Annotated in this window: 22 protein-coding genes and 4 tRNA genes; 7 read left to right on the top strand and 19 right to left on the bottom strand. The window is 60.0% G+C overall.

From position 1 onward, the window contains the following. Positions 1–167: 167 nt before the first annotated feature. The 7 genes from Q1V60_RS20180 to rluD form a co-directional block, all read right to left on the bottom strand. Positions 168–244: transfer RNA gene (locus tag Q1V60_RS20180), tRNA-Pro, on the bottom strand. Positions 245–338: 94 nt separating this feature from the next. After that, positions 339–414: transfer RNA gene (locus tag Q1V60_RS20175), tRNA-Lys, on the bottom strand. Positions 415–419: 5 nt separating this feature from the next. After that, a tRNA-Pro gene (locus Q1V60_RS20170) sits at positions 420–496 on the bottom strand. A gap of 10 nt (positions 497–506) precedes the next feature. Then, positions 507–582 (bottom strand) — tRNA-Asn (locus tag Q1V60_RS20165). A gap of 304 nt (positions 583–886) precedes the next feature. Continuing rightward, the gene (gene clpB, locus Q1V60_RS20160; protein WP_300633882.1) at positions 887–3,451 is read right to left on the bottom strand and encodes an ATP-dependent chaperone ClpB; all 2,565 of its coding nucleotides are present in this window, start codon (positions 3,449–3,451) and stop codon (positions 887–889) included. A gap of 154 nt (positions 3,452–3,605) precedes the next feature. Beyond that, on the bottom strand, positions 3,606–4,331 hold the full coding sequence (gene pgeF, locus Q1V60_RS20155) for a peptidoglycan editing factor PgeF (RefSeq protein WP_300633880.1): 726 nt from the start codon (positions 4,329–4,331) through the stop codon (positions 3,606–3,608). After that, a complete protein-coding gene (gene rluD, locus Q1V60_RS20150; protein WP_016976299.1) occupies positions 4,328–5,290 on the bottom strand; it encodes a 23S rRNA pseudouridine(1911/1915/1917) synthase RluD in 963 nt (320 codons plus the stop codon). The genes pgeF and rluD overlap by 4 nt, the downstream gene beginning before the upstream one ends. 149 nt (positions 5,291–5,439) lie before the next feature. Between rluD and Q1V60_RS20145 the strand changes: the two genes are divergently transcribed. Further along, positions 5,440–6,465: an outer membrane protein assembly factor BamD gene (locus Q1V60_RS20145; RefSeq protein WP_300633877.1), complete on the top strand. Its 1,026-nt coding sequence runs from the start codon at positions 5,440–5,442 to the stop codon at positions 6,463–6,465. Positions 6,466–6,591: 126 nt separating this feature from the next. Beyond that, positions 6,592–6,825 (top strand): PP0621 family protein, encoded by a 234-nt coding sequence (locus Q1V60_RS20140; RefSeq protein WP_300633875.1) that lies wholly within the window; start codon positions 6,592–6,594, stop codon positions 6,823–6,825. Here the strand turns inward: Q1V60_RS20140 and thiO are convergent. The 5 genes from thiO to pilV all read right to left on the bottom strand — a co-directional run bounded on the left by thiO (position 6,812) and on the right by pilV (position 10,122). After that, positions 6,812–7,921 (bottom strand): glycine oxidase ThiO, encoded by a 1,110-nt coding sequence (gene thiO, locus Q1V60_RS20135; protein ID WP_300633873.1) that lies wholly within the window; start codon positions 7,919–7,921, stop codon positions 6,812–6,814. The two genes, Q1V60_RS20140 and thiO, sit on opposite strands and share 14 nt — an antisense overlap. A gap of 63 nt (positions 7,922–7,984) precedes the next feature. After that, positions 7,985–8,386: a type IV pilin protein gene (locus tag Q1V60_RS20130; RefSeq protein ID WP_300633871.1), complete on the bottom strand. Its 402-nt coding sequence runs from the start codon at positions 8,384–8,386 to the stop codon at positions 7,985–7,987. Between the two features lie 11 nt (positions 8,387–8,397). Next, positions 8,398–8,922 carry a PilX N-terminal domain-containing pilus assembly protein gene (locus Q1V60_RS20125; protein ID WP_300633887.1) on the bottom strand — a complete coding sequence of 175 codons (525 nt, stop codon included), beginning with the start codon at positions 8,920–8,922 and terminating at the stop codon, positions 8,398–8,400. Positions 8,923–8,932: 10 nt separating this feature from the next. Beyond that, positions 8,933–9,640 carry a prepilin-type N-terminal cleavage/methylation domain-containing protein gene (locus Q1V60_RS20120; RefSeq protein WP_300633869.1) on the bottom strand — a complete coding sequence of 236 codons (708 nt, stop codon included), beginning with the start codon at positions 9,638–9,640 and terminating at the stop codon, positions 8,933–8,935. Beyond that, the gene (gene pilV, locus Q1V60_RS20115) at positions 9,637–10,122 is read right to left on the bottom strand and encodes a type IV pilus modification protein PilV (protein WP_300633867.1); all 486 of its coding nucleotides are present in this window, start codon (positions 10,120–10,122) and stop codon (positions 9,637–9,639) included. Before pilV ends, Q1V60_RS20120 begins: the two co-directional genes overlap by 4 nt. Positions 10,123–10,324: 202 nt before the next feature. Here pilV and Q1V60_RS20110 point away from each other — a divergent pair, with 202 nt between their 5' ends. Then, on the top strand, positions 10,325–10,843 hold the full coding sequence (locus Q1V60_RS20110; protein WP_300633866.1) for a GspH/FimT family pseudopilin: 519 nt from the start codon (positions 10,325–10,327) through the stop codon (positions 10,841–10,843). A 17-nt stretch (positions 10,844–10,860) separates the two neighbouring features. On the opposite strand, the gene ispH is transcribed toward Q1V60_RS20110, so the two are convergent. From ispH to murJ, 6 genes are all read right to left on the bottom strand, one after another. Continuing rightward, positions 10,861–11,808 (bottom strand): 4-hydroxy-3-methylbut-2-enyl diphosphate reductase, encoded by a 948-nt coding sequence (gene ispH / locus Q1V60_RS20105; RefSeq protein ID WP_300633864.1) that lies wholly within the window; start codon positions 11,806–11,808, stop codon positions 10,861–10,863. Between the two features lie 179 nt (positions 11,809–11,987). Further along, positions 11,988–12,425 carry a peptidylprolyl isomerase gene (locus Q1V60_RS20100; RefSeq protein ID WP_300633886.1) on the bottom strand — a complete coding sequence of 146 codons (438 nt, stop codon included), beginning with the start codon at positions 12,423–12,425 and terminating at the stop codon, positions 11,988–11,990. Positions 12,426–12,432: 7 nt separating this feature from the next. Next, a complete protein-coding gene (gene lspA, locus Q1V60_RS20095) occupies positions 12,433–12,942 on the bottom strand; it encodes a signal peptidase II (protein WP_300633884.1) in 510 nt (169 codons plus the stop codon). A gap of 7 nt (positions 12,943–12,949) precedes the next feature. Continuing rightward, positions 12,950–15,781, bottom strand: a complete 2,832-nt coding sequence (gene ileS, locus Q1V60_RS20090; protein WP_300633863.1) for an isoleucine--tRNA ligase — start codon at positions 15,779–15,781, stop codon at positions 12,950–12,952. Between the two features lie 14 nt (positions 15,782–15,795). Continuing rightward, a complete protein-coding gene (gene ribF, locus Q1V60_RS20085) occupies positions 15,796–16,734 on the bottom strand; it encodes a bifunctional riboflavin kinase/FAD synthetase (RefSeq protein ID WP_300633862.1) in 939 nt (312 codons plus the stop codon). 119 nt (positions 16,735–16,853) lie between these two features. Then, a complete protein-coding gene (gene murJ / locus Q1V60_RS20080; RefSeq protein WP_300633860.1) occupies positions 16,854–18,392 on the bottom strand; it encodes a murein biosynthesis integral membrane protein MurJ in 1,539 nt (512 codons plus the stop codon). A 253-nt stretch (positions 18,393–18,645) separates the two neighbouring features. Between murJ and rpsT the strand changes: the two genes are divergently transcribed. Next, positions 18,646–18,924 (top strand): 30S ribosomal protein S20, encoded by a 279-nt coding sequence (gene rpsT, locus Q1V60_RS20075; RefSeq protein WP_003188401.1) that lies wholly within the window; start codon positions 18,646–18,648, stop codon positions 18,922–18,924. A 194-nt stretch (positions 18,925–19,118) separates the two neighbouring features. Here rpsT and Q1V60_RS20070 read toward each other — a convergent pair whose 3' ends face one another. Continuing rightward, a complete protein-coding gene (locus Q1V60_RS20070) occupies positions 19,119–19,604 on the bottom strand; it encodes a peptidylprolyl isomerase (RefSeq protein WP_300633858.1) in 486 nt (161 codons plus the stop codon). Here Q1V60_RS20070 and Q1V60_RS20065 point away from each other — a divergent pair. From Q1V60_RS20065 to Q1V60_RS20055, 3 genes are all read left to right on the top strand, one after another. Then, positions 19,603–19,893: a DUF3565 domain-containing protein gene (locus Q1V60_RS20065; RefSeq protein ID WP_363321067.1), complete on the top strand. Its 291-nt coding sequence runs from the start codon at positions 19,603–19,605 to the stop codon at positions 19,891–19,893. The genes Q1V60_RS20070 and Q1V60_RS20065 overlap by 2 nt on opposite strands. A gap of 79 nt (positions 19,894–19,972) precedes the next feature. Further along, complete coding sequence (gene pta, locus Q1V60_RS20060) at positions 19,973–22,072, top strand: phosphate acetyltransferase (RefSeq protein WP_300633854.1); 2,100 nt, start codon at positions 19,973–19,975, stop codon at positions 22,070–22,072. Further along, positions 22,073–22,972 (top strand): acyltransferase, encoded by a 900-nt coding sequence (locus tag Q1V60_RS20055; protein WP_300633852.1) that lies wholly within the window; start codon positions 22,073–22,075, stop codon positions 22,970–22,972. Positions 22,973–23,051: the final 79 nt, after the last annotated feature.

Raw genomic sequence — 23,051 nt, 5'->3', positions numbered from 1 at the left:
TCAAGCTAGCTCGCTAGCTTGCTCGCGAAGCGGTGTGCCAGTGACGAACTTGTCGACTGACACTCCGCATTCGCGAGCAAGCCCGCTCCCATATTTTTTGCGTCGCTTTTAACGATTTCAACAGACAAAAAAAATCCCCGTATCTTTCGATACGAGGATTTTTAATATGGTCGGGGTAGGGGGATTCGAACTCCCGACATCCTGCTCCCAAAGCAGGCGCGCTACCGGACTGCGCTATACCCCGGTAATAAAAAGGCGACCTTTCAGTCGCCTTCTTCGATCAGGGCTTTTGGCCTCTGACCTTAAGATTCGATTCCAGCGTTAACTGGTCTCAAAAATGGTGGGTCGTGTGGGATTCGAACCTACGACCAATTGGTTAAAAGCCAACTGCTCTACCAACTGAGCTAACGACCCAAATATGGTCGGGGTAGGGGGATTCGAACTCCCGACATCCTGCTCCCAAAGCAGGCGCGCTACCGGACTGCGCTATACCCCGATTTTGAAATTGGCTCCGTGACCAGGACTCGAACCTGGGACCCAATGATTAACAGTCATTTGCTCTACCGACTGAGCTATCACGGAACTACATATTTCAAATGTGCAACTTTTACTGCTGTACAACCTTCTCTTCGACCCTGTCCGTATCGCTACGTTAGCGTCTCTGAGGCGCGCTATTCTACAATCTTAAAAACCCCTGTCAACCCTTTAAATTGCTTTCAAGACAATGATTTGCGCTTCTTTCTGATTTCTTCTTGGGGAGAAGAAACCCGTGGGCTGACGTTGCTGCGGGGCGCACTTTACAAGCCTTTGCCTTACAGTTCAACGCCCTATCGAAAAAAAAGGCCCCGCAATGCGGGGCCTCCTCTTATAGCACTGGCCGCGGGGCTCAATGGAAGACGATTTCGTCGTTCTCCACGGTCGCCGCGACGCTGGTGCCCGGCATAAAGCTGCCCGACAGGATCAACTGGGCCAGCGGGTTCTCGATCCAGCGCTGGATCGCACGCTTCAACGGCCGTGCGCCATACACCGGGTCGTAACCCACCGCGATCAGCTTGTCCAACGCCTCGCTGCTCAGCTCCAGGGCCAATTCGCGCTCGGCCAGACGTGCACGCAGGCGCCCCAACTGGATCTCGGTGATGCCAGCGATCTGATCCCGCGCCAGCGGCTCGAAGATCACCACTTCATCCACCCGGTTGATAAATTCCGGCCGGAAGTGCGTGGTCAGCGCATCCATCACCGCTGCCCGCTGAGCCTCGCGATCACCCACCAGTTCCTGGATCTGCGACGAGCCCAGGTTGGAAGTCATCACGATCACCGTGTTGCGAAAGTCCACCGTACGTCCGTGGCTGTCGGTCAGCCGACCGTCCTCCAGCACTTGCAGCAGAATGTTGAACACATCCGGGTGCGCCTTCTCGACCTCATCCAGCAAGATCACCGAGTAGGGCTTGCGCCGCACGGCTTCGGTCAGGTAACCGCCCTCTTCATAGCCCACATAGCCTGGTGGTGCGCCGATCAGGCGAGCCACCGAGTGTTTCTCCATGAACTCGGACATGTCGATGCGCACCATGGCCTCTTCGGTATCAAAGAGGAACTCAGCCAAGGCCTTGCACAGCTCGGTCTTGCCCACGCCGGTCGGGCCGAGGAACATGAACGAACCACTCGGGCGATTCGGGTCGGACAGCCCGGCGCGAGAACGGCGTACCGCGTTGGATACCGCCACCACGGCCTCTTCCTGGCCAATAACGCGCTGGTGCAACAGACTTTCCATCTTCAGCAGCTTGTCGCGCTCGCCTTCAAGCATTTTCGACACAGGAATACCGGTCCACTTGGAGACCACCTCGGCAATTTCTTCCTCGGTCACCTTGCTGCGCAGCAACTGGTTCTCGCTGTGCCCATGCTGGTCAACCATCTGCAGGCTACGCTCCAGATCCGGGATCACCCCGTACTGCAACTCGGCCATGCGGTTCAGGTCGCCTTTGCGGCGCGCGGCCTCCAGCTCCTGGCGCGATTGCTCGATCTTCTGCTGGATCTGCGCCGAACCCTGCACTTCGGCTTTTTCCGAGGTCCAGATTTCTTCGAGGTCCGAATACTCACGTTCCAGGCGCACGATTTCTTCCTGGAGTTTCGCCAGACGTTTCTTCGCCGCCTCATCCTCTTCTTTTTTCAGCGCCTGGGATTCGACTTTCAGTTGAATCAGGCGGCGATCCAGGCGATCGAGGACTTCCGGCTTGGAGTCGATCTCCATGCGGATGCGGCTGGCCGCTTCGTCGATCAGGTCGATCGCTTTGTCGGGCAACTGCCGATCAGTGATATAGCGATGGCTCAACTTGGCTGCCGCAATGATCGCGCCGTCTGTGATGGCGACTTTGTGGTGAACCTCATAGCGCTCTTTCAGGCCACGCAGGATGGCGATGGTGTCCTCTTCGCTAGGCTCTTCCACCAGCACTTTCTGGAAACGTCGCTCAAGCGCGGCATCCTTTTCTATGTACTGACGGTACTCGTTAAGCGTGGTGGCACCGACGCAATGCAACTCGCCTCGCGCCAGGGCAGGCTTGAGCATGTTGCCGGCATCCATGGACCCCTCGCCTTTACCCGCGCCGACCATGGTGTGCAGTTCGTCGATAAACAGAATGATCTGCCCTTCCTGCTTGGACAATTCATTAAGCAGCGATTTCAGGCGCTCTTCGAACTCGCCACGGAACTTGGCTCCGGCGATCAGCGAACCCATGTCCAGGGACAGCAGGCGCTTGCCTTTGAGGCCGTCCGGCACTTCACCGTTGATGATGCGCTGGGCCAAGCCTTCGGCGATTGCGGTTTTACCCACGCCAGGCTCACCGATCAACACAGGGTTGTTTTTGGTGCGACGCTGCAGCACCTGGATGGTGCGACGAATCTCGTCGTCACGGCCGATGACAGGGTCAAGCTTGCCCTCTTCGGCACGCTTGGTCAGGTCAACGGTGTATTTATCCAGGGCTTGGCGCGACTCCTCATGGTTGGGGTCATTCACCGCCTCGCCGCCGCGCAGATTGTTGATGGCGTTTTCCAGGGCTTTCTTGCTCACGCCCTGGCCCAACAACAATTTGCCGAGCTTGCTGTTGTCGTCCATCGCGGCGAGCAGCACCAGCTCGCTGGAGATGAACTGGTCACCTTTCTGCTGGGCCAGGCGGTCGGCCTGATTCAGCAGGCGCGCCAGGTCCTGCGACATATTCACGTCGCCGGTGGGGTTTTCGATTTTCGGCAGTTGGTCGAGCTCTTTGCTCAACTCCTTGCGCAGGCTGTTGACGTCAAAGCCCACCTGCATCAACAAGGGCTTGATAGAACCACCTTGTTGTTCGAGGAGCGCCTGCATCAAGTGCGCCGGTTCAATCGCCGGGTGGTCAAGACCGACCGCCAGGGACTGGGAGTCCGATAAGGCCAACTGCAATTTGCTGGTTAAACGATCAATACGCATTAGTCACCTTCCTTTTGAGCAGGCCGGAGCTGTGTGCGAACGAGTTTGCTCGCGATTAACGCATCCTGAATGAAGAAACCTGCCAGATACCCTTATAGATGGGGTGGATTCTGGGGGATTCAAGCAGCGGATGGTTGATACAGGTCAGGACAGTCTAGCGTTCAAGCCAGATAAGGGAGGCGAATCGGCCGGTGCGTGGGCTGCGCCGGTAAGAAAAGAAGCGCGGATCGGTCACGGTGCAGAAACCGCCACCATAAACAGCAGTAATACCCCGCGCAGCCAGGCGCAGACGAGCGAGTTGATAGATATCAGCCATGAATTTGCCGGGATTGCGGCTGGGAACGAAGGCTTGGGCAGTCGCCGGCAGCTGTTGCATGAAGGCTTGACGCACCTCGGGGCCGACTTCAAAGGCCTGCGGGCCAATCGCCGGACCGAGCCAGACCAGAACGTCGGCCGGGTCGCTCCCAAGGTTTTCGAAGGTAGCTTCCAACACGCCGGCCGCCAGCCCACGCCAACCGGCATGAGCCGCCGCAACACGGGTGCCCGCTCGATTGCAGAACAATGCAGGCAAGCAGTCAGCCGTCATCGATGTGCAGGCGATACCCGCTGTGCTGGTCCAGCTGCCATCGGCTTCGGCGATACGGCCCGGATCGGCCTCGACCACAGTGGTCCCGTGAACCTGGCGCAACCAGGCCGGCTGGATACCGAAGGCATCGGTAAGGCGACGACGATTTTCCAGGACAGCCTCGAGGCTGTCCTCGACATGATCGCCCAGGTTGAGGCTGTCGAACGGCGCCACACTGACGCCGCCCGCTCGAGTAGTGACGCAGGCTTTGACCTGAGACGGCGCGGGCCAGTCAGGAATCAGCCAACCACTCATCCGATAAACGCCTCGCGATCCTGCTTGAGCAACGACAACAACCAGACCAGATCGTCTGGAAGCGGCGATTCCCAGCTCATGCGCTTACCGCTCGTCGGATGATCCAGCTCCAGGAAGCGTGCATGCAGTGCCTGGCGCGGGAACGTCTTGAGCGATTCAACCATGGTCTGGCTGGCCGCAGGCGGAATGCGGAAGCGACCACCGTAGGCCGGATCACCGACCAGCGGGAAGTTGATATGGGCCATGTGCACGCGGATCTGGTGGGTACGCCCGGTTTCCAGCTTGACCCGCACGTGAGTGTGGGAGCGGAAACGCTCCAGTACGCGATAGTGGCTGACGGCCTGCTTGCCGCCCTCCATCACCGCCATGCGCTGGCGCTGCTGGCCGTGGCGACCGATAGGCGCATTGATCTTGCCACCGGCCACTACGACGCCGATCACAATGCATTCATAGATCCGGCTGACGCTGCGACTCTGCAATTGGGTAACAAGCTGCGTCTGCGCCTGAATGGTCTTGGCCACCACCATCAAGCCGGTGGTGTCCTTGTCCAGGCGGTGCACGATGCCGCAGCGCGGCACGTTGATGATGTCCGGCACGTGGTGCAACAGGGCATTGAGCAAGGTGCCATCAGCGTGCCCGGCCGCCGGGTGAACCACCAGGCCTGCGGGTTTGTTGATGACCAGGATATCGTCGTCTTCATAGACGATATCCAGTTCGATGTCCTGAGCGACCCATTCTCCTTGAGCTTCCTGCTCGGCAGTCAGCTCAAGAATCGCACCGCCATGAACTATGTCTCGCGGGCGGATAACCGCTCCATCCACAGTCAGGCGGCCGTCTTTGATCCAGGCGGAAAGGCGCGAGCGCGAGTGCTCAGCGAATAATTGTGCGGCGACTTGATCGAGGCGTTGGCCGCCCAATTCGGACGGCACCTCTGCGCGAAGTTCAATTTTATCGGACATGCTCAGACTAGGCGTGGCACAGCCTTTGGTTTCGGCTGCGCGCTTGTGGTTAAATACGGCGTCTTTTGCCCCGAGGCTTTCAACGGGGCGCTCATCATAACAGGACGGCCCCGCCCAAGACAGCGGCCGTCATAGGGACGCAAGCCGCCATGCAAGTGAAACACCTGCTGCTGATCGCCATCCTCGCCATGACTGCTGCTTGCTCGTCAACAAAGGACGTCGTCGACGAAAACCTGAGCGAAGTCGAGCTGTACCAGCAAGCTCAGACAGACTTGGACAATAATAGCTACACCAGCGCCACAGCGAAGCTGAAGGCACTGGAGTCGCGTTACCCGTTCGGTCGCTATGCCGACCAGGCCCAGCTTGAGCTGATCTACGCCAACTACAAGAACGCCGAGCCGGAAGCTGCCAAGTCCGCTGCCGAGCGTTTTATCCGCCTGCACCCGCAGCATCCGAATGTGGACTACGCCTACTACATGAAGGGCCTGACCTCGTTCGACCAGGACGTTGGCCTGCTGGCGCGCTTCCTGCCGCTGGACATGACCAAGCGTGACCCAGGCGCCGCCCGCGACTCCTACAACGAGTTCGCCCAGTTAACCAGCCGCTACCCGAACAGTCGCTACGCGCCGGACGCCAAGCAGCGCATGATCTACCTGCGCAACCTGCTGGCCTCCTACGAGGTCCACGTGGCCCACTACTACCTGACCCGTCAGGCGTACGTGGCCGCCGCCAACCGTGGCCGCTACGTGGTGGAGAACTTCCAGGAAACCCCTTCCGTGGGCGACGGCCTGGCCGTGATGACCGAGGCTTACCAGCGCTTGCATCTGGACGAACTGGCCACCACCAGCCTGGAAACCCTGAAGCTCAACTACCCGGACCACCCAAGCCTGAAAGACGGCCAGTTCGTGCCTCAGGTTGACGAAGCCGACAACCGTTCGTGGCTGAGCAAGTACACCCTGGGCCTGATCGAATCCCGTCCACCGCTGCCGCCAGGCGAAACACGCGCCAACCAGGACGTGGTCAAGCAGTACCAGGACGCCAAGGACGCGATTCCTTCGGAGCTCAAGCCGCACGACGAAAACGGCGACGTGATCGAAGAGGAAGAGCCGCAAGCCCTGGGCAACAACCAGGACCGCTCGTGGTTCAGCTACATGACCTTCGGTGTGTTCGACTGATTGTTCGACGCAACGCAAAAGGGAGCTCTCAGGAGCTCCCTTTTTCATGGGCGAGTATTTATTGCGCTGTGCGCCCATGGCGACCTTGGCTAAACTGGCGCATTCCTTATCGAGAAACTGCCCATCATGCTTCGTCTATTGTTCTGGATCGCCGTCATTGCCGCCGCGGTATGGCTCTGGCGCAAATTTAAAAGCCCTGCCGCCAGGCAAACCCGCGCCGGCGAGCCAAATGCTGCGTTGATGGTGCGCTGCGCCCATTGTGGCGTACACCTGCCCCAGGATCGCGCGCTGAGTTCACGTCAGGAGTGGTATTGCACCCAGGCGCATCTGGAGCAAGGGCCGAAGTCTATCCAGCGCTGATTCGACCGGCGGGCGCGTAAGGCGCCGGGTCGATGATCGGTGCATGCCCCAGCAGCAAGTCGGCAAACAACTGGCAGGACGCCGGCGCAAGCACCAAACCATTGCGGTAATGCCCGCAATTTAGCCACAAACCTTTGAAGCCGGGTACCTCGCCGATATAGGGGATGCCTTCCGGCGAGCCGGGCCGCAACCCCGCCCAGTGTCCCACCACCTCGGCCCTCGCCAGCGCGGGAAGCAGCTCCAGCGCAGAAGCCTTGAGACTTTCCAGCGCGACGTCGGTCGGCGTTTTATCGAACCCTGCATGTTCCAGGGTGCTGCCAATCAGAATGTGCCCATCACGCCGTGGGATCGCATAGCGCCCTTTGGCCAGGACCATGCTCGATAAAAAGTCAGGCGCGCATTTGTAGAGGATCATCTGGCCTTTGACCGGCTCCACGGGCAGCGCCAAGCCCAGTTTTCCCAGCAACTCCCCGCTCCAGGCACCCGCTGCGAGCACGATCTGATCGCCCGTCATGGCGCCAGCAGGCGTACTCACGCCCACCACGGTGTCGCCTTCCAACATAAATCCATCGACTTCGCACTGCTCGTGAATTGTCACATCGGGCAGTGCCGACAACGCCGCCTTAAGCGATTTGACCAGACGGGGGTTGCGTACGTTGGCCACATTGGCCATGTAGATCGCCCGCGAATAACCGCCGCCCAGCGCCGGGACTGCGTCATGGGCGGCCGACACGTCCACTTGGCTCAAGGGTCGCTGCTCGCGCGCAGCCCACGCCAGCGCATCGGCCTCGTCATCCAGATCGAGCCAATACAGGCCCGTGGTGTGCACTTCAGGATCGACGCCGGTCGCGGCGAACAGCCGTTGTGCCAGTTGCGGATAGAAATCCTGGGACCAATGGGCCAAGGCAGTCACTGCCGGGCTATAGCGCCACGGATACAACGGCGAAACAATTCCGCCACCGGCCCAGGAAGACTCCTGCCCAAGCCCGGCGCGCTCCAGCAATATGACTGCCCGCCCCCGGTTAGCCAAGTTGTACGCCGTCAGCAAGCCAATAACTCCGCCGCCGACAATCACTACTCGCTGTTGCTTAGCCATCATTCGATCCAGCCGATAAAAAAAGGAAAAGCGCGCCCGGCGCCCATTCATCCAGCACCCTCATCACTGTCCCCAGCATGCCTTGAGCGGCATTTGCGGCGCCGCTCCCGGATTGCTCCGCATACCGGTGCTGGTCAAGCTGAATTGGCCGCAAGCGTCGTCCGTCATGACTGAGTCCGTGGCCGGCGTGGCTAGCAGGGCAAAATCCTGAGGGTTCAATACTGCGCTGATTCTATAGTGATCATTGCCCGTACTGACGCCACTTGCATCAATAAAAGTGCCGTTGCGCGTGTAGAAACGCTCCAGGTGCTGAGCTTGCTCGCTCAGCAACGCGACGATTTGCACCCGATATACCCTTTTGACGTGGCCGGTATAGCCGGGGTAAGCGATCGCACCCAGCAACGCGATGATCGCCACGGCGATCAATAATTCGATCAGGGTAAAGCCCTGGTTATCCATGCCCATTCGCTTGCTCCTTATTGAAGTTGACGCCACAAGACCCGCCGAAACCTCTCGCCGCCGCCCTCCTCCACACGCGCGTACACCGTCTCCAGCACCGTGCGCGATTGCCCGCCCAGCCCGACGGCCGTCACCCGGAAGAGCGTGGCTGGGGTGTGCGGCGGCAAATGTGCCTGACCCGTACCGATTCCCAAGGATTGAACGCCATACACCCCGTCCTTGAACGCTACCCAAGTCACCGCCGAGACCGGATTTGGCCCGGCGCCAACCAAGGAAAAAGCATCATCGGGCGGCGCACAACTGATGAGCGAGTGGCAAACCGGCAGTGCGTGCCCCTCCCTGCGCACCGCCGACTCCCCTAGCCGCAGGCCACTCTCGGCAGCCTGGAATGATTGATTACGCTGCCACAAGCTACTTGCGACCTTCTGCTGAGAGGTCGCGCCTTGCATCGATGACAATCCCAACAGTGACAGCACCAGCAGAAACACCAAGCTGATCAGCAGTACCATTCCCGCCTGCCGCACCTGGCCACGTCCAATCATCGTCATCGCCCTACTCCAGCCGATTGCGCAGCGCCGCCACGACGCTGTAGGCCTGATCTTTCACTCGCCCGGCAGGGTCTTGCAGCGTCATGAAGATGCGCACGCTGCGTATCAACGATGCGTCGGCGGGGTGGCTGTCGTAACGCACCACGTGCGTCGAATCAGACCTGGCCGCCACGCCAAAACTGATCTCGAATGCCCGTACGTTATCCATCAGTACGGCCTTGGCCGGAGCCGACGGGGTACTGATCTTCAATTGGCCCGCCTCATAGGTGTAGGTGAGCTCACGTATGGCAAAACGAATCTGACCGGGCGCGACCACGGACGGTGCCCCGATGTAAGCCTGGGCGGCCTCCTTGCAGTCGGACACCACCGTCCAGTCAGGCTTGCCGGCGACGTCGCCGGTATTGGCAGTCACCAGTGTCAGTGAAGTTGCGCTTGCCGACACTTCCCAGCCAATCGGCCGATCAAAGGCTGCCGGGGCGTTCTCTATAAACGCCGCGGCCAAACACCCCAGCATGCCGGCCTGGCGAATATCGTGGGTCATCTTGCTCAGGACGAACCGCGCGTCGTCCTGCAGCACCATGGCGGCCTGCTGGCTGGCCTGGGTCAAGCGCGAACTGATCAGCACCTGGCTCGCGCCAAGGATCAGTACCAGCCCGACGGCCAGCGCCAGCAACAGTTCCACCAGACCGAAACCGCGCGCGGGACGAATCATTGCAACTTCCCCCGCCCATCGGCGATGCGACTGGTCAGGGTGAAGGTTTGCCGCCCACCCAGGCTGCTTACCCCCCTGACATCCTCCCAACTGATGCTGATAGTGACTTCGTCACCGCTGATCGCTACGGCGCCTTTGGCGTCCTTGCCTGCAAAACCGATGATATTGGCTTCGAAGTCATGCAAGTCCAGGTCACGCACGCTGGAGGTCGAGGTACTCGGCGGCGCGTGCTCGGCTCGCCCCCAGGAATAATCGACACCGGCGTTGGCGCGAATGCGATCAAGCATGTCGTAGGCAATAAAACTGGCTTGGCTGGTCATCCTTGCGCTGTCGGTGTATTTGAGCGCGTTGAGCTGGATCGCTGCGGCACCCAGCAGCCCTAGAGCCAGGACCAGCAGGGCTACCAGCACCTCGATCAGCGTCATACCGGATTGGTGCCGGTGAAAAGCGCGTAGAAAAAATGTATTCCGGCAGAAAGACATTACCGTCGTCATCCATGTCGAAGGCCGTAGAAAAACAGGAAATTCCTGCTGTGCGCCCCAAGACTAGCGTCGGTTTTTGGCCGGTGCCGCTACCGGAACAAAGGGAAATACATTGGACATAAAGGCCATCATTCAGCCCCAGGGACCAGGCGCTATACCTATGCCTGCCAGTTAGATCACTCGCATCCACGGAGGGACGCACATGACACAACGAGGGTTCACCTTGATCGAATTACTGCTGGGGCTGATCGTGACGGGCTTTCTGGCGCAACTGGCCATACCCAACTTCAAAGGGTTGCTGGAATCGCAGCAGCGGCAAAGCGTGGCCCAATCACTGGCCGACGGGCTACGTTATGCGCGAACCGAGGCGATCGCACGCAATCGTGCGGTGGTCATCCATGCACGGGATGAAGATTGGAGCCAAGGGTGGCGGGTGATACTGGATAACAGTGGGCGCGGCCATTTGGACGACGACAATCCGGTGCTATTGGAGCGACAGGACAGCGGGCGCGTAACGGTTGCAGGTAATGGGCCGGTCGCCAGCCAGGTTCGCTTCAGCGGTTTGGGGGAGCCGGTGTTCGCAGGCGGCGGATTTCGTGCCGGCACGGTGCATGTGTGCGACACCGAGCAAGCACAGAGCCTGTATCAGGTAGTGCTGGCGCCCAGCGGGCGTATCAGCCTGCGCAGTGAAAAGACCGAGCAGGCGTTATGCCGAAGTTGATCGAGCTCCCCAGAGGTTCAGAGCAGCGAGCGTACCCGCAGCTCCTTGGGCATTGAAAACGTAATGTTTTCTTCTCGACCCGCCAATTCATCGGCGCCGGTGGCGCCCCAGGCGTGCAATTGCTGGATCACGCCACGCACCAGGACTTCCGGGGCCGAGGCGCCTGCCGTGATGCCGATGCGCCCGACACCGTCGAACCAGCTACGCTGCATATCCTCGGCGCCGTCGATCAGGTACGCAGGCGTGGCCATGCGCTCGGCCAACTCACGCAAGCGGTTGGAGTTTGAGCTGTTGGGGCTGCCGACCACCAGCACCACATCGCACTCATCGGCCAGTTGCTTGACTGCATCCTGGCGGTTTTGCGTGGCGTAGCAGATGTCGTCCTTGCGTGGGCCGCCAATGGCCGGGAAGCGCGTGCGCAGGGCATCGATAACGCGACTGGTGTCATCCATGGACAAGGTAGTCTGGGTGACAAAGGCCAAGCGTTCCGGGTTTTTTACCTGCAAGTTGGCGACGTCTTTTTCGTCTTCCACCAGGTAGATGGCGCCGCCATTGCTGGCGTCGTACTGGCCCATGGTGCCTTCGACTTCCGGGTGGCCGGCGTGGCCGATCAGGATGCATTCACGGCCGTCACGGCTGTAGCGTGCCACTTCGATGTGTACTTTGGTCACCAGCGGGCATGTGGCATCGAATACCTTCAGGCCACGGCCGGCCGCCTCGGTGCGTACGGCCTGGGAAACGCCGTGGGCGCTGAAGATGACGATTACATCATCGGGCACCTGGTCGAGTTCTTCGACGAAGATGGCGCCGCGAGCACGCAGATCTTCGACCACGAACTTGTTGTGGACGACTTCATGCCGCACATAAATCGGCGGCCCGAAGACTTCCAGGGCGCGGTTGACGATTTCGATCGCCCGGTCCACACCGGCACAGAAGCCACGGGGGTTGGCGAGTTTGATTTGCATGCTGTGCCTCGTGTCTTGCAGCCACATTGAGTCAGTTAACCCTGACCCAACCGACAATGGAGATCAAAGGTGAGAGCGGGCTTGCTCGCGAAAGCGGTGGATCAGTTCAAGCATTCGCTGACTGACATGGCGCATTCGCGAGCAAGCCCGCTCCCACATTTTAGACCGCGTGCGGTCAGTTACAGCGCTTTGACGTTGATAATCTCGACGTCAAAGGTCAGTGTCTTGCCGGCCAACGGGTGGTTGAAATCGATGGTCACTTGCGCGTCATCGAAAGCTTTTACCACGCCGGGCAATTCCGTATTCGCCGCATCATTGAAGATCACCAGCAGGCCTTCCGACAGCTCCATGCCTTCGAACTGCGAACGCGGGATGATCTGCACGTTTTGCGGGTTGGGCTGGCCAAAGGCATTTTCCGGCAGGATCTGCAGGTTGCGCTTGTCGCCGGCCTTGAACCCGAACAGAGCCGCTTCAAAACCCGGCAGCAGGTTGCCGTCACCGACCTTGAAAGTCGCCGGGGCTTTGTCGAACGTGCTGTCGACCGTGTCGCCATTCTCCAGGCGCAATGCGAAATGCAAAGTGACTTCCGTGTTCTGGCCGATGCGTTGCTCAGCCAATACCTGATCAGTCATTGACGGTCTCTCCGGTTTTCTTGCTCTTGAACATATCCAGCGCCAGCATGATTGCACCGACGGTGATAGCACTGTCGGCAAAGTTGAACGCCGGGAAGTAATGGCGGTTCTGCCAGTGCACCAGGATGAAATCAATCACATGGCCCAGGGCAATGCGGTCGTACAGGTTGCCCAGCGCGCCGCCCAGCACCAGGGCCAGGGCAATGGCCAGCCAGGTGTCATCACGACCCAGGCGCTTGAGCCAGACGACCAGCACCGCACTCACCACCACGGCGATCAGCGCGAACAACCAACGCTGCCAACCACCGCCATCAGCCAGGAAGCTGAAGGCCGCGCCGGTGTTGTAGGCCAGGGTCCAGCTGAAGTAATCCGGGATCACCACGATTTGCTGGAACATTTCCAGGGTGCCTTCGAAATGAGCTTTGCTGACCTGATCAATGACCAGAACCAGCAAGCTCAGTACGAGCCAGCCCAGACGTCCGAAACGGCTGGCGTTAGGCATGCTGTTATCAGGCATAGTGGCGAACCTCGCCAGCACCGCTGATGTTATCAACGCAACGACCGCAGATTTCCGGATGCTCAGGGTTCACGCCGACATCTTCGCGGCAATGCCAGCAACGGGCGCATTTAGGGAAGGTCGACTTGACCACTTTGAGCTTCAGGCCCGGTACCTCGGTAGCCACGGCGTCTGCCGGAGCCTGGGTGAAAGGTGCCAGGCTTGCGGTAGAGGTGATCAACACAAAGCGCAGTTCGTTGCTCAGTTTGGCCAGGTCGGCGGTCAGGCCGTCTTCGGCAAACAGGGTGACTTCGGCTTGCAGGTTGCCACCCACGGCCTTGGCCGCGCGCTGCACTTCCAACTCCTTGTTCACCGCAACCTTCACGGCCATCACGCCTTCCCAGTACTCACGGCCCAGTTCGAAGTCGGCCGGCAGTTCGGTCAAGCCCTCGTACCAGGTATTGAGCATGACGGACTCGTTACGCTCGCCCGGCAGGTATTCCCACAGTTCGTCGGCGGTGAACGCCAGGATCGGTGCGATCCAGCGCACCAGCGCTTCGCTGATGTGGTACAGCGCGGTTTGCGCCGAGCGGCGGGCCTTGCTGTTGGCGCCGGTGGTGTACTGGCGGTCCTTGATGATGTCGAGGTAGAAACCACCCAGCTCCTGTACGCAGAAGTTGTGGATCTTCGAGTAGACATTCCAGAAACGGTACTCGCCGTAGTGTTCCTGCAACTCGCGCTGCAGCAACAGGGTGCGGTCCACGGCCCAACGGTCGAGGGCGAGCATGTCTTCGGCCGGCAGCAGGTCGGTGGCCGGGTTGAAACCGGTCAGGTTCGACAGCATGAAGCGCGCGGTATTACGTATGCGACGGTAGGCATCGGCGCTGCGGGCCAGGATTTGCTCCGACACGGCGATCTCGCCCGAGTAATCGGTCGACGCGACCCACAGACGCATGATGTCGGCGCCCAGGGTCTCGTTGATCTTTTTCGGCTCGATCACATTCTTCAGCGACTTGGACATCTTGCGGCCGTTTTCGTCGACGGTGAAGCCGTGGGTCAGCAGTTCCCGGTACGGTGCATGGTTGTCGATGGCGCAACCGGTCAGCAGCGATGAGTGGAACCAGCCACGGTGCTGGTCCGAACCTTCCAGGTACAAGTCGGCACGCGGGCCGGTCTCGTGGCCCATCGGGTGCGAACCGCGCAGCACGTGCCAGTGGGTGGTGCCCGAGTCGAACCAGACGTCGAGGGTGTCGCTGATCTTGTCGTACTGCGGCGCTTCATCACCCAGCAGCTCGGCGGCGTCCATTTTGAACCAGGCTTCAATGCCTTCCTGTTCAACGCGCTGGGCCACGACTTCCATCAGCTCGACGGTGCGCGGGTGCAGCTCGCCGCTTTCCTTGTTCAGGAAGAACGGGATCGGCACGCCCCAGTTACGCTGGCGGGAGATACACCAGTCCGGGCGATTGGCGATCATCGAGTGCAGGCGCGCCTGGCCCCAGGCCGGGACGAACTTGGTGCCTTCGACGGCTTTGAGCGAACGCACGCGCAGGGTTTCGCCGCTGCTCGGCTCTTTGTCCATGCCGATAAACCACTGCGCGGTGGCGCGGTAGATCAACGGGGTCTTGTGGCGCCAGCAATGCATGTAGCTGTGCTGGATGGTGGCGGTTTGCATCAGCGCACCGACTTCACGCAGCTTTTCGATGATTCCGGGGTCGGCCTTGAAGATGAACTGGCCGCCGAAGAACTCCAGCGACGGCACGTACACACCGTTGCTTTGCACCGGGTTGATGATGTCATCGTTGACCAGGCCGTACTTTTTGCAGATCACGAAGTCGTCCACGCCATAGGCAGGCGAGCAGTGAACGATGCCGGTGCCCGAGCCCAGTTCAACGTAGTCAGCCAGATAGACCGGCGACAGACGGTCATAGAACGGATGACGGAAGTTGATCAGCTCCAGCGCGGAACCGGTGGTGGTCGCGATGACCGAACCTTGCAGCGCGTAGCGGGCCAGGCAGGCTTCGACCATTTCTTCAGCGAGTACGAGCAAGCGGTCACCGACGTCCACAAGGGCGTAGGTGAATTCCGGGTGCACGTTCAGCGCCTGGTTGGCCGGGATGGTCCACGGTGTGGTGGTCCAGATCACGATGGCCGCAGGCTTGGCCAGCGATGCCAGGCCGAAGGCTTCGGCCAGCTTGGCCTCGTCGGCGATCGGGAAGGCCACGTCGACGGTGGAGGACTTTTTGTCTTCGTACTCGACTTCCGCCTCGGCCAGGGCCGAGCCACAGTCGAAACACCAGTTCACGGGCTTGAGGCCCTTGAACACGAAACCGCCTTTGACGATTTCGGCCAAGGCGCGGATTTCACCGGCCTCGTTCTTGAAGTTCATGGTTTTGTACGGGTTGTCCCACTCGCCCAGGACACCCAGGCGGATGAACTCGGTCTTCTGCCCTTCGATTTGCTCGGTGGCGTAGGCACGGCACAGTTCGCGGGTTTTGTCCGCTCCCAGGTTCTTGCCGTAGGTCACTTCGACTTTGTGTTCGATCGGCAGGCCGTGGCAGTCCCAACCCGGGATATACGGCGCGTCGAAGCCCGACAGGGTTTTCGAACGCAGGATCATGTCCTTGAGAATCTTGTTCAGCGCATGACCGATGTGAATCGTGCCGTTGGCATAAGGAGGGCCGTCGTGCAGCACGAATTTCGGACGATCCTTGCCAATTTCGCGCAACTTTCCGTACAGGCCAATACTGTCCCAGCGCTGCAGGATCTGCGGTTCGCGCTGTGGCAGGCCGGCCTTCATTGGGAAGGCGGTGTCCGGAAGGTTTAGCGTGGCTTTATAGTCGGTCATTTAAGGCTCTTCGGTTAGCGATGGGCGCTAGGTGCGGCTAGTGCACGGGCGGCGGCGACATCCGCATTGATCGCCGTTTTCAACGCCTCAAGGGAGGCGAAACGCTGCTCTTCACGCAGCTTCTGGTGGAAAACCACCGTTAAACGCCGGTCGTATAAATCACCGGCAAAATCCAAAAGGTGAACTTCCAGGTGGGCCTTGCCATCACCTGCAACCGTGGGCCTGACGCCTATGTTGGCGACTCCCGGCCACGATTGGCCGTCGATGTCGACACTCACCAGGTAAACCCCGGTCAGCGGCACACGACGGCGCTTGAGTTGCACGTTGGCGGTTGGCGTGCCCAGTTGGCGCGCCAGCTTCTGGCCGTGCAGTACCCGCCCGGCGATGCGGAACGGGCGACCGAGCAAACGCTCGGCCAAGGCGAAGTCGGCAGCGGCCAGGGCGTTACGCACTTGGGTACTGCTCACGCGCAGGCCGTCCAGTTCGACGGTTTGCGCGGCTTCGACGGTAAAACCCTGGCTGACGCCGGCATGTTGCAGGAAATCGAAATCTCCGACGCGGTCGCAACCGAAACGGAAGTCGTCGCCGACCTCCAGATGCTGCACGCCCAGGCCATCGACGAGGATGCGGTCGACGAACTCGGCGGCGCTGAGGCTTTGCAAACGCTGGTTGAAAGCCAGGCAGAGGACGCGGTCCACGCCTTCTTCCGCCAGCAACTGCAACTTGTCCCGCAAGCGGGCCAGACGGGCCGGCGCCGTTTCCGGGGTAAAGAACTCCCGCGGCTGTGGCTCAAAAATCACCACACAGCTGGGCACGCCCAACTCGACCGCACGTTCGCGCAACCTGGCCAGGATAGCCTGGTGGCCACGGTGAACACCGTCAAAGTTGCCAATAGTGGCGACGCAGCCCCGATGCTCGGGGCGCAGGTTGTGGAGACCTCGAACCAGCTGCATAACGCGCTTCTTGCTCATAAAGTGGTCGATTATAACCACACCCGGCCCCGGACGACAGGCAACAGCACAGGCCAGATGGATCGATTCGATAAAACAGCGGTTTTATCGCGGCAAACTCGCTACCCCAGCGACTTGCGATTGAAATCGCGCAGGCGGAAACCCTGCAGCAGCAACATCCCGAAGTACACCACCACGCCCGCCACCACCAGCACGCCAAGGCGCATGAAGCGCTCCAGCATATGGCCCTCGTCCCAGGCCGGCATAACGTGCATCAGGCCCAGCAACACGACGGACATCATCGCCACGGCGACCAACAGCTTGAGGGCAAACAGCCCCCAGCCTGGCTGCGGCTGGTACATCTGCTGTTTGCGCAGTTGATAAAACAGCAGGCCGGCGTTGATGCACGCACCGGCACTGATCGCCAGCGCCAGGCCGGCATGGGCCAGCGGGCCGATAAACACCAGGTTGAGCAGTTGCGTGACGATCAGCGTGAAAATCGCGATTTTGACCGGCGTGCGGATGTTCTGCTGGGCATAAAAGCCCGGCGCCAACACCTTGATGACAATAATGCCCAGCAGACCGACGGAATAGGCGACCAGAGCACGCTGCGTCATCAGGGCGTCATGGGCGTCGAATTGGCCGTATTGAAACAGCGACACGGTCAACGGCTCGGCCAGGATACCCAGCGCTAGCGAACAGGGCAGCACCAGCACAAAGCACAAGCGCAGCCCCCAATCGAGAATGCGTGAATATTCCTGGCGGTCCTTGCTGGCGTAGGTGCGCGCCAGGGTCGGCAGCAGGATCGTGCCGAGGGCCACGCCGAGTACGCCGGACGGCAATTCCATCAGCCGGTCGGCGTAATACATCCACGACACCGAGCCGGACACCAGCAACGAAGCGAACGCGGTGTTGATGATCAGCGAAATCTGGCTGACCGACACGCCAAGGATCGCCGGCAGCATATTGCGCATCACGCGCCACACGCCGGTGTCCTTGAGATTCAGGCGCGGCAGTACGAGCATGCCGATTTTTTTCAAATGCGGCAGTTGGTAGAGCAACTGCGCCAGGCCGCCGGCCAGCACTGCCCAACCCAGGGCCATGACCGGTGGATCGAAGTACGGCGTGAGAAACAGCGCGAAGATAATCATGCTGACGTTCAGCAGCGTCGGCACGAAGGCCGGCACCGAGAAACGGTTCCAGGTATTGAGGATCGCCCCGGCGAGGGATGACAGAGAGATCAGCAATATATAAGGAAAGGTCACGCGCAGCAGATCGGTGGTCAGCGCGAACTTTTCCGGGGTATTGGCAAAACCGGGGGCCGTGGCCCAGATCACCCAGGGCGCGGCGAGCATGCCGAGGACGGTCACCAGCATCAACACCAGCGTCAGCAGGCCCGAGACATAGGCGATAAAGGTGCGGGTTGCCTCCTCCCCCTGCTGAGTCTTGTATTCGGCCAGGATCGGCACGAATGCCTGGGAAAACGCGCCTTCGGCGAAGATTCTGCGCAGCAGGTTGGGCAATTTAAAGGCGATGAAGAAGGCGTCCGTGGCCATACTGGCGCCAAAAATGCGTGCCAGCAGGGTGTCACGCACAAACCCCAAAACCCGGGAGATCATCGTGATAGAGCTGACGGCAGCCAACGATTTGAGCAGATTCATTGAAAGAGTTTGCGCCTATAGATAAAGAGCAGGCGAACAAAGCGCCTACTTATGCGATACTGCGCGCCTGCAACAGCACAGAGCCAAAGCTCGCGAGTTTACAGGTCAAGCGCCGGAAATAAATCACCCGCCTCTTCAGATCGACCACTCAGCAGTTCGCATCAGCCGCCCTTGACAACCCATCAAGTCATCGGCATGATTCGCGGCCTATTTTGTTTGCTATTTCCTAAAAAGTCTTTCGAGGAGCTCGACGGTGGCCAACACACCTTCCGCCAAAAAACGTGCAAAACAGGCTGAGAAGCGTCGCAGCCACAACGCCAGCCTGCGTTCCATGGTTCGTACCTACATCAAGAATGTAGTTAAAGCCATCGACACCAAAGACGCTGAAAAAGCTCAAGCTGCTTACGTTCTGGCCGTGCCAGTTATCGACCGTATGGCCGATAAAGGCATCATCCACAAGAACAAGGCCGCTCGTCATAAGAGCCGCCTGAATGGCCACATCAAGGCTCTGAGCGTTCCTGCTGCAGCCTAAGTGGTAACAACTGCCACGTGACCTGAGGTTGCGTAACAGTTAAGAAATGCCCCGTACCGAAAGGTCCGGGGCATTTTTGTTTGCCCACGAATCACCAATCTTCTCCACGTATGGACTGTAGGCGTCATAGATCAGGCAAAAAAAAGCCCCGAACCAGTCGGGGCGTTTTTGCTACAGCTTGATCAAAACATCGATCAATGGTGATGACCGCCTTCACCGTGGACGTGGCCGTGAGCCACTTCTTCCTGGGAAGCGTCGCGGATGGCAACGATCTTCACTTTGAAGTTCAGACGCTGGCCAGCCAGAGGGTGGTTGCCGTCAACGGTCACGTCATCGCCGTCCAGATCGCGGATGGTCACGATCTGCATTTGGCCGTCCGGCGCGGAAGCGTGGAACTGCATGCCGACTTCCAGTTCATCAACACCTTCGAACATGCTGCGGCTCAAGGTGCTGACCAGTTCGGCGGAGTATTCGCCATAAGCGTCTTCAGGCTCTACGGCGACGGACAGTTCGTCACCAACGTCCTTGCCTTCCAGAGCCTTTTCCAGGCCTGGGATAATGTTACCCGCGCCTTGGAGGTAGACCAGCGGCGCGCCGCCGGCTGAGCTGTCGATGACCTCACCAGCGTCGTTGGTCAGGGTATAGTCGATGGAGACAGCCTTGTTAGCGGCGATCGTCATGGGGCGAGACCTTTTGCATAAGAATGAAGAACGGACAAGTCTAAACAAGGATTTGCCCGAAAGCGAACAGAACCCGGACAGACGGGCCCGACCAACGGTCTCGACGATCACTGGATTCCGTCAGGACGACGACCTGCACTGGGTCGCCGAACTGTCCTGCGGCCACACCCAGCATCTGCGCCACCAGCCGCCATGGCAGTTACGCGCCTGGGTGCTCGACCCCGCGCAACGCCTTGAAAAAATAGGCCAACCCTTTGCGTGCGGCTGGTGTGCGCAACCACACGAATAACGATAACCTTGGCGTCTGATTCGCGGTAGGCACTCAAGCATAGAGCGCCACCCCAGCCATGCACCTCCAGAGAATTCGCATGCAGACTTTTTTTATCGCGCCCACCGATTTTGGTGTGGGCCTGACCTCCATCAGCCTTGGGCTGGTGCGCACCCTGGAACGCGCGGGGTTGAAAGTCGGTTTTTTCAAACCGATTGCCCAGCCGCACCCCGGCGATACCGGCCCTGAGCGCTCCACCGAACTGGTGGCACGCACCCATGGCCTGAAACCGCCACAACCCCTGGGCCTGGCCCATGTAGAGCGCATGCTAGGCGACGGCCAGCTGGATGAGCTGCTCGAAGAAATCATCACGCTGTACCAGCAAGCCGCCGTGGGCAAGGACGTGCTGATCGTCGAAGGCATGGTGCCGACCCGCAGCGCCAGTTATGCGGCACGGGTCAACCTGCACCTGGCCAAGAGCCTGGATGCCGAAGTGATCCTGGTCTCGGCCCCGGAAAATGAAGTACTCACCGAACTGTCCGGCCGCGTGGAACTGCAGGCGCAATTGTTCGGCGGCCCGAAAGACCCGAAAGTACTGGGCGTGATCCTCAACAAGGTGCGCACCGACGAAAGCATGGAGGCATTCTCGGCACGCCTCAAAGAGCATTCGCCGTTGTTGCGCAGCGGTGATTTCCGCCTGCTTGGCTGCATTCCCTACCAGCCCGAACTCAACGCGCCACGTACCCGCGACGTGGCCGACCTGATGGGCGCGCAGATCCTCAATGCCGGCGACTATGAAACACGGCGCATGACCAGGATCATCATCTGCGCCCGCACCATGCGTAACACCGTGGAATTGCTCAAGCCCGGCGTGCTGGTCGTGACGCCAGGTGATCGCGACGACATCATCCTCGCCGTCAGCCTGGCCGCGATCAACGGCGTACCGTTGGCTGGCCTGCTGCTGACCAGCGACACCCTGCCCGACCCACGCATCATGGACCTGTGCCGCGGTGCGTTTCAGGCCGGGTTGCCGGTGCTGTCGGTGAGCACCGGTTCCTACGACACCGCCAACCAGCTCAATAGCCTTAACAAGGAAATCCCCATCGATGACCGCGAGCGCGCGGAGATCATCACCGACTTCGTCGCCAGCCATCTCGATGCGCGCTGGCTGCACCAACGCTGCGGCACGCCACGGGAAATGCGCCTGTCACCCGCGGTATTCCGCTACCAGTTGATCCAGCGCGCCCAGGCCGCCAACAAACGCATCGTGTTGCCCGAAGGCAGCGAGCCGTTGACCGTACAGGCCGCTGCAATCTGCCAGGCGCGCGGCATCGCCCGTTGTGTGTTGCTGGCCAAGCCGGCGGACGTGGAAGCGGTGGCGCGCGCCCAGGGTATCGAACTGCCCGAAGGCCTGGAGATTCTCGACCCGGACCTGATCCGCCAACGCTACGTCGAACCGATGGTCGCACTGCGCAAGAGCAAGAGCCTGAACGCGCCAATGGCCGAGCAGCAACTGGAAGACACCGTGGTGATCGCCACCATGATGCTCGCCCTGGACGAAGTGGACGGCCTGGTTTCCGGGGTGATCCACTCCACCGCCAACACCATCCGCCCGGCCTTGCAGCTGATTAAAACGGCCCCAGGCTGCACCTTGGTGTCGTCGGTGTTCTTCATGCTGTTCCCCGAGCAGGTGCTGGTCTATGGCGACTGCGTCATGAACCCGCACCCAAGCGCTGCGGAGCTGGCGGAAATCGCCCTGCAAAGCGCCGACTCGGCGGCTGCGTTCGGCATCGTGCCGCGCGTGGCGATGATCAGTTATTCCAGCGGCGACTCGGCCAGCGGCGAGGAAGTGGAAAAAGTCCGCGAGGCCACCCTGCTTGCCCACGAGCAACAGAGCTCGCTGCTGATCGACGGCCCGCTGCAATACGACGCCGCCGCCAATGAGAGCGTGGCCCGGCAACTGGCTCCCAATAGCCAGGTCGCCGGCAAGGCCACGGTATTCGTGTTCCCTGACCTGAATACCGGCAACACCACCTACAAAGCCGTGCAACGCAGCGCCGATTGCGTAAGCCTGGGGCCGATGCTCCAGGGCCTGCGCAAACCGGTCAACGACCTGCCACGCGGCGCCCAGGTGGACGACATCGTGTACACCATCGCTCTGACCGCGATCCAAGCCGCCAACCGACCTATGGATATCTAAATGCTGGATTTTCTACCTGCCGCCGTACGCGGGGTAATCGCGTCCCTGCTGTTGGCGCTGAACACGATCCTGCTGTGCTCTTTTCTGTTTATCGTGGCGCTGTTCAAGGCACTGCCCTTCGCCAAACGCTTCAGCGAATGGTTGATGAACCACACGCACGAAGCCTGGGTCACCAACAACAAAGGCTGGATGAACCTGGTACGGCGCACGCGCTGGCACTTGAGCGGCCTTGAAGGCCTCGACTATCAGCATTCCTATCTGGTGACCAGTAACCATCAGAGCTGGGTCGACATTATGGTGCTCCAATACGTGCTCAATCGACGGATTCGCCCGCTGAAGTTCTTTCTCAAACAGGAGCTGATCTGGGTACCGGTGATTGGCCTGGCGTGGTGGGCGCTGGGCTTCCCGTTCATGAAGCGCTACAGCAAGGCGTACCTGGAAAAACACCCGGAGAAGAAAGGCAAGGACCTGGAAACCACCCGCAAGACGTGTGCGAAGTTTCGCAACAACCCGGTAGGCATCTTCAACTTTGCCGAAGGCACACGGTTTACGCCGGGCAAGCACGCGCAACAGAAATCGCCCTTTCGCTATCTGCTCAAGCCCAAGGCCGGCGGAATCGCGTTTGTGCTGGATGCCATGGGTGAGCAATTGAAGTCACTGGTGAACGTGACCATTCACTACCCTGCCGGGCGCCCAGGGTATTGGGACTTGCTGTGCGGCAATGTGAAGGATGTTGTGGTGCAGTTTGAAGAGGTGCAGATCCCGGCCGAGTTCATTGGCAAGAATTATGAGCAGGATGGGGAGTATCGGTTGGCCTTCCAGGGTTGGATCAACCGGTTGTGGGAAGAGAAGGATGCACTTCTCGGCCAACTTCACTCAGATTACCCAGACCGCCACTGATCAACCTGTGGGAGCGGGCGTGCTCGCGAAGGCGGCGTGTCAGTCGATGCAGGTGTGTCGGTCACGCCGCTTTCGCGAG

Origin of the sequence: Pseudomonas sp., from assembly GCF_030147005.1 — a bacterium.
Taxonomy (GTDB): domain Bacteria; phylum Pseudomonadota; class Gammaproteobacteria; order Pseudomonadales; family Pseudomonadaceae; genus Aquipseudomonas.
Note: the sequence above shows the minus strand (reverse complement) of the source record. Positions and strands in the feature narration are given on the sequence as shown.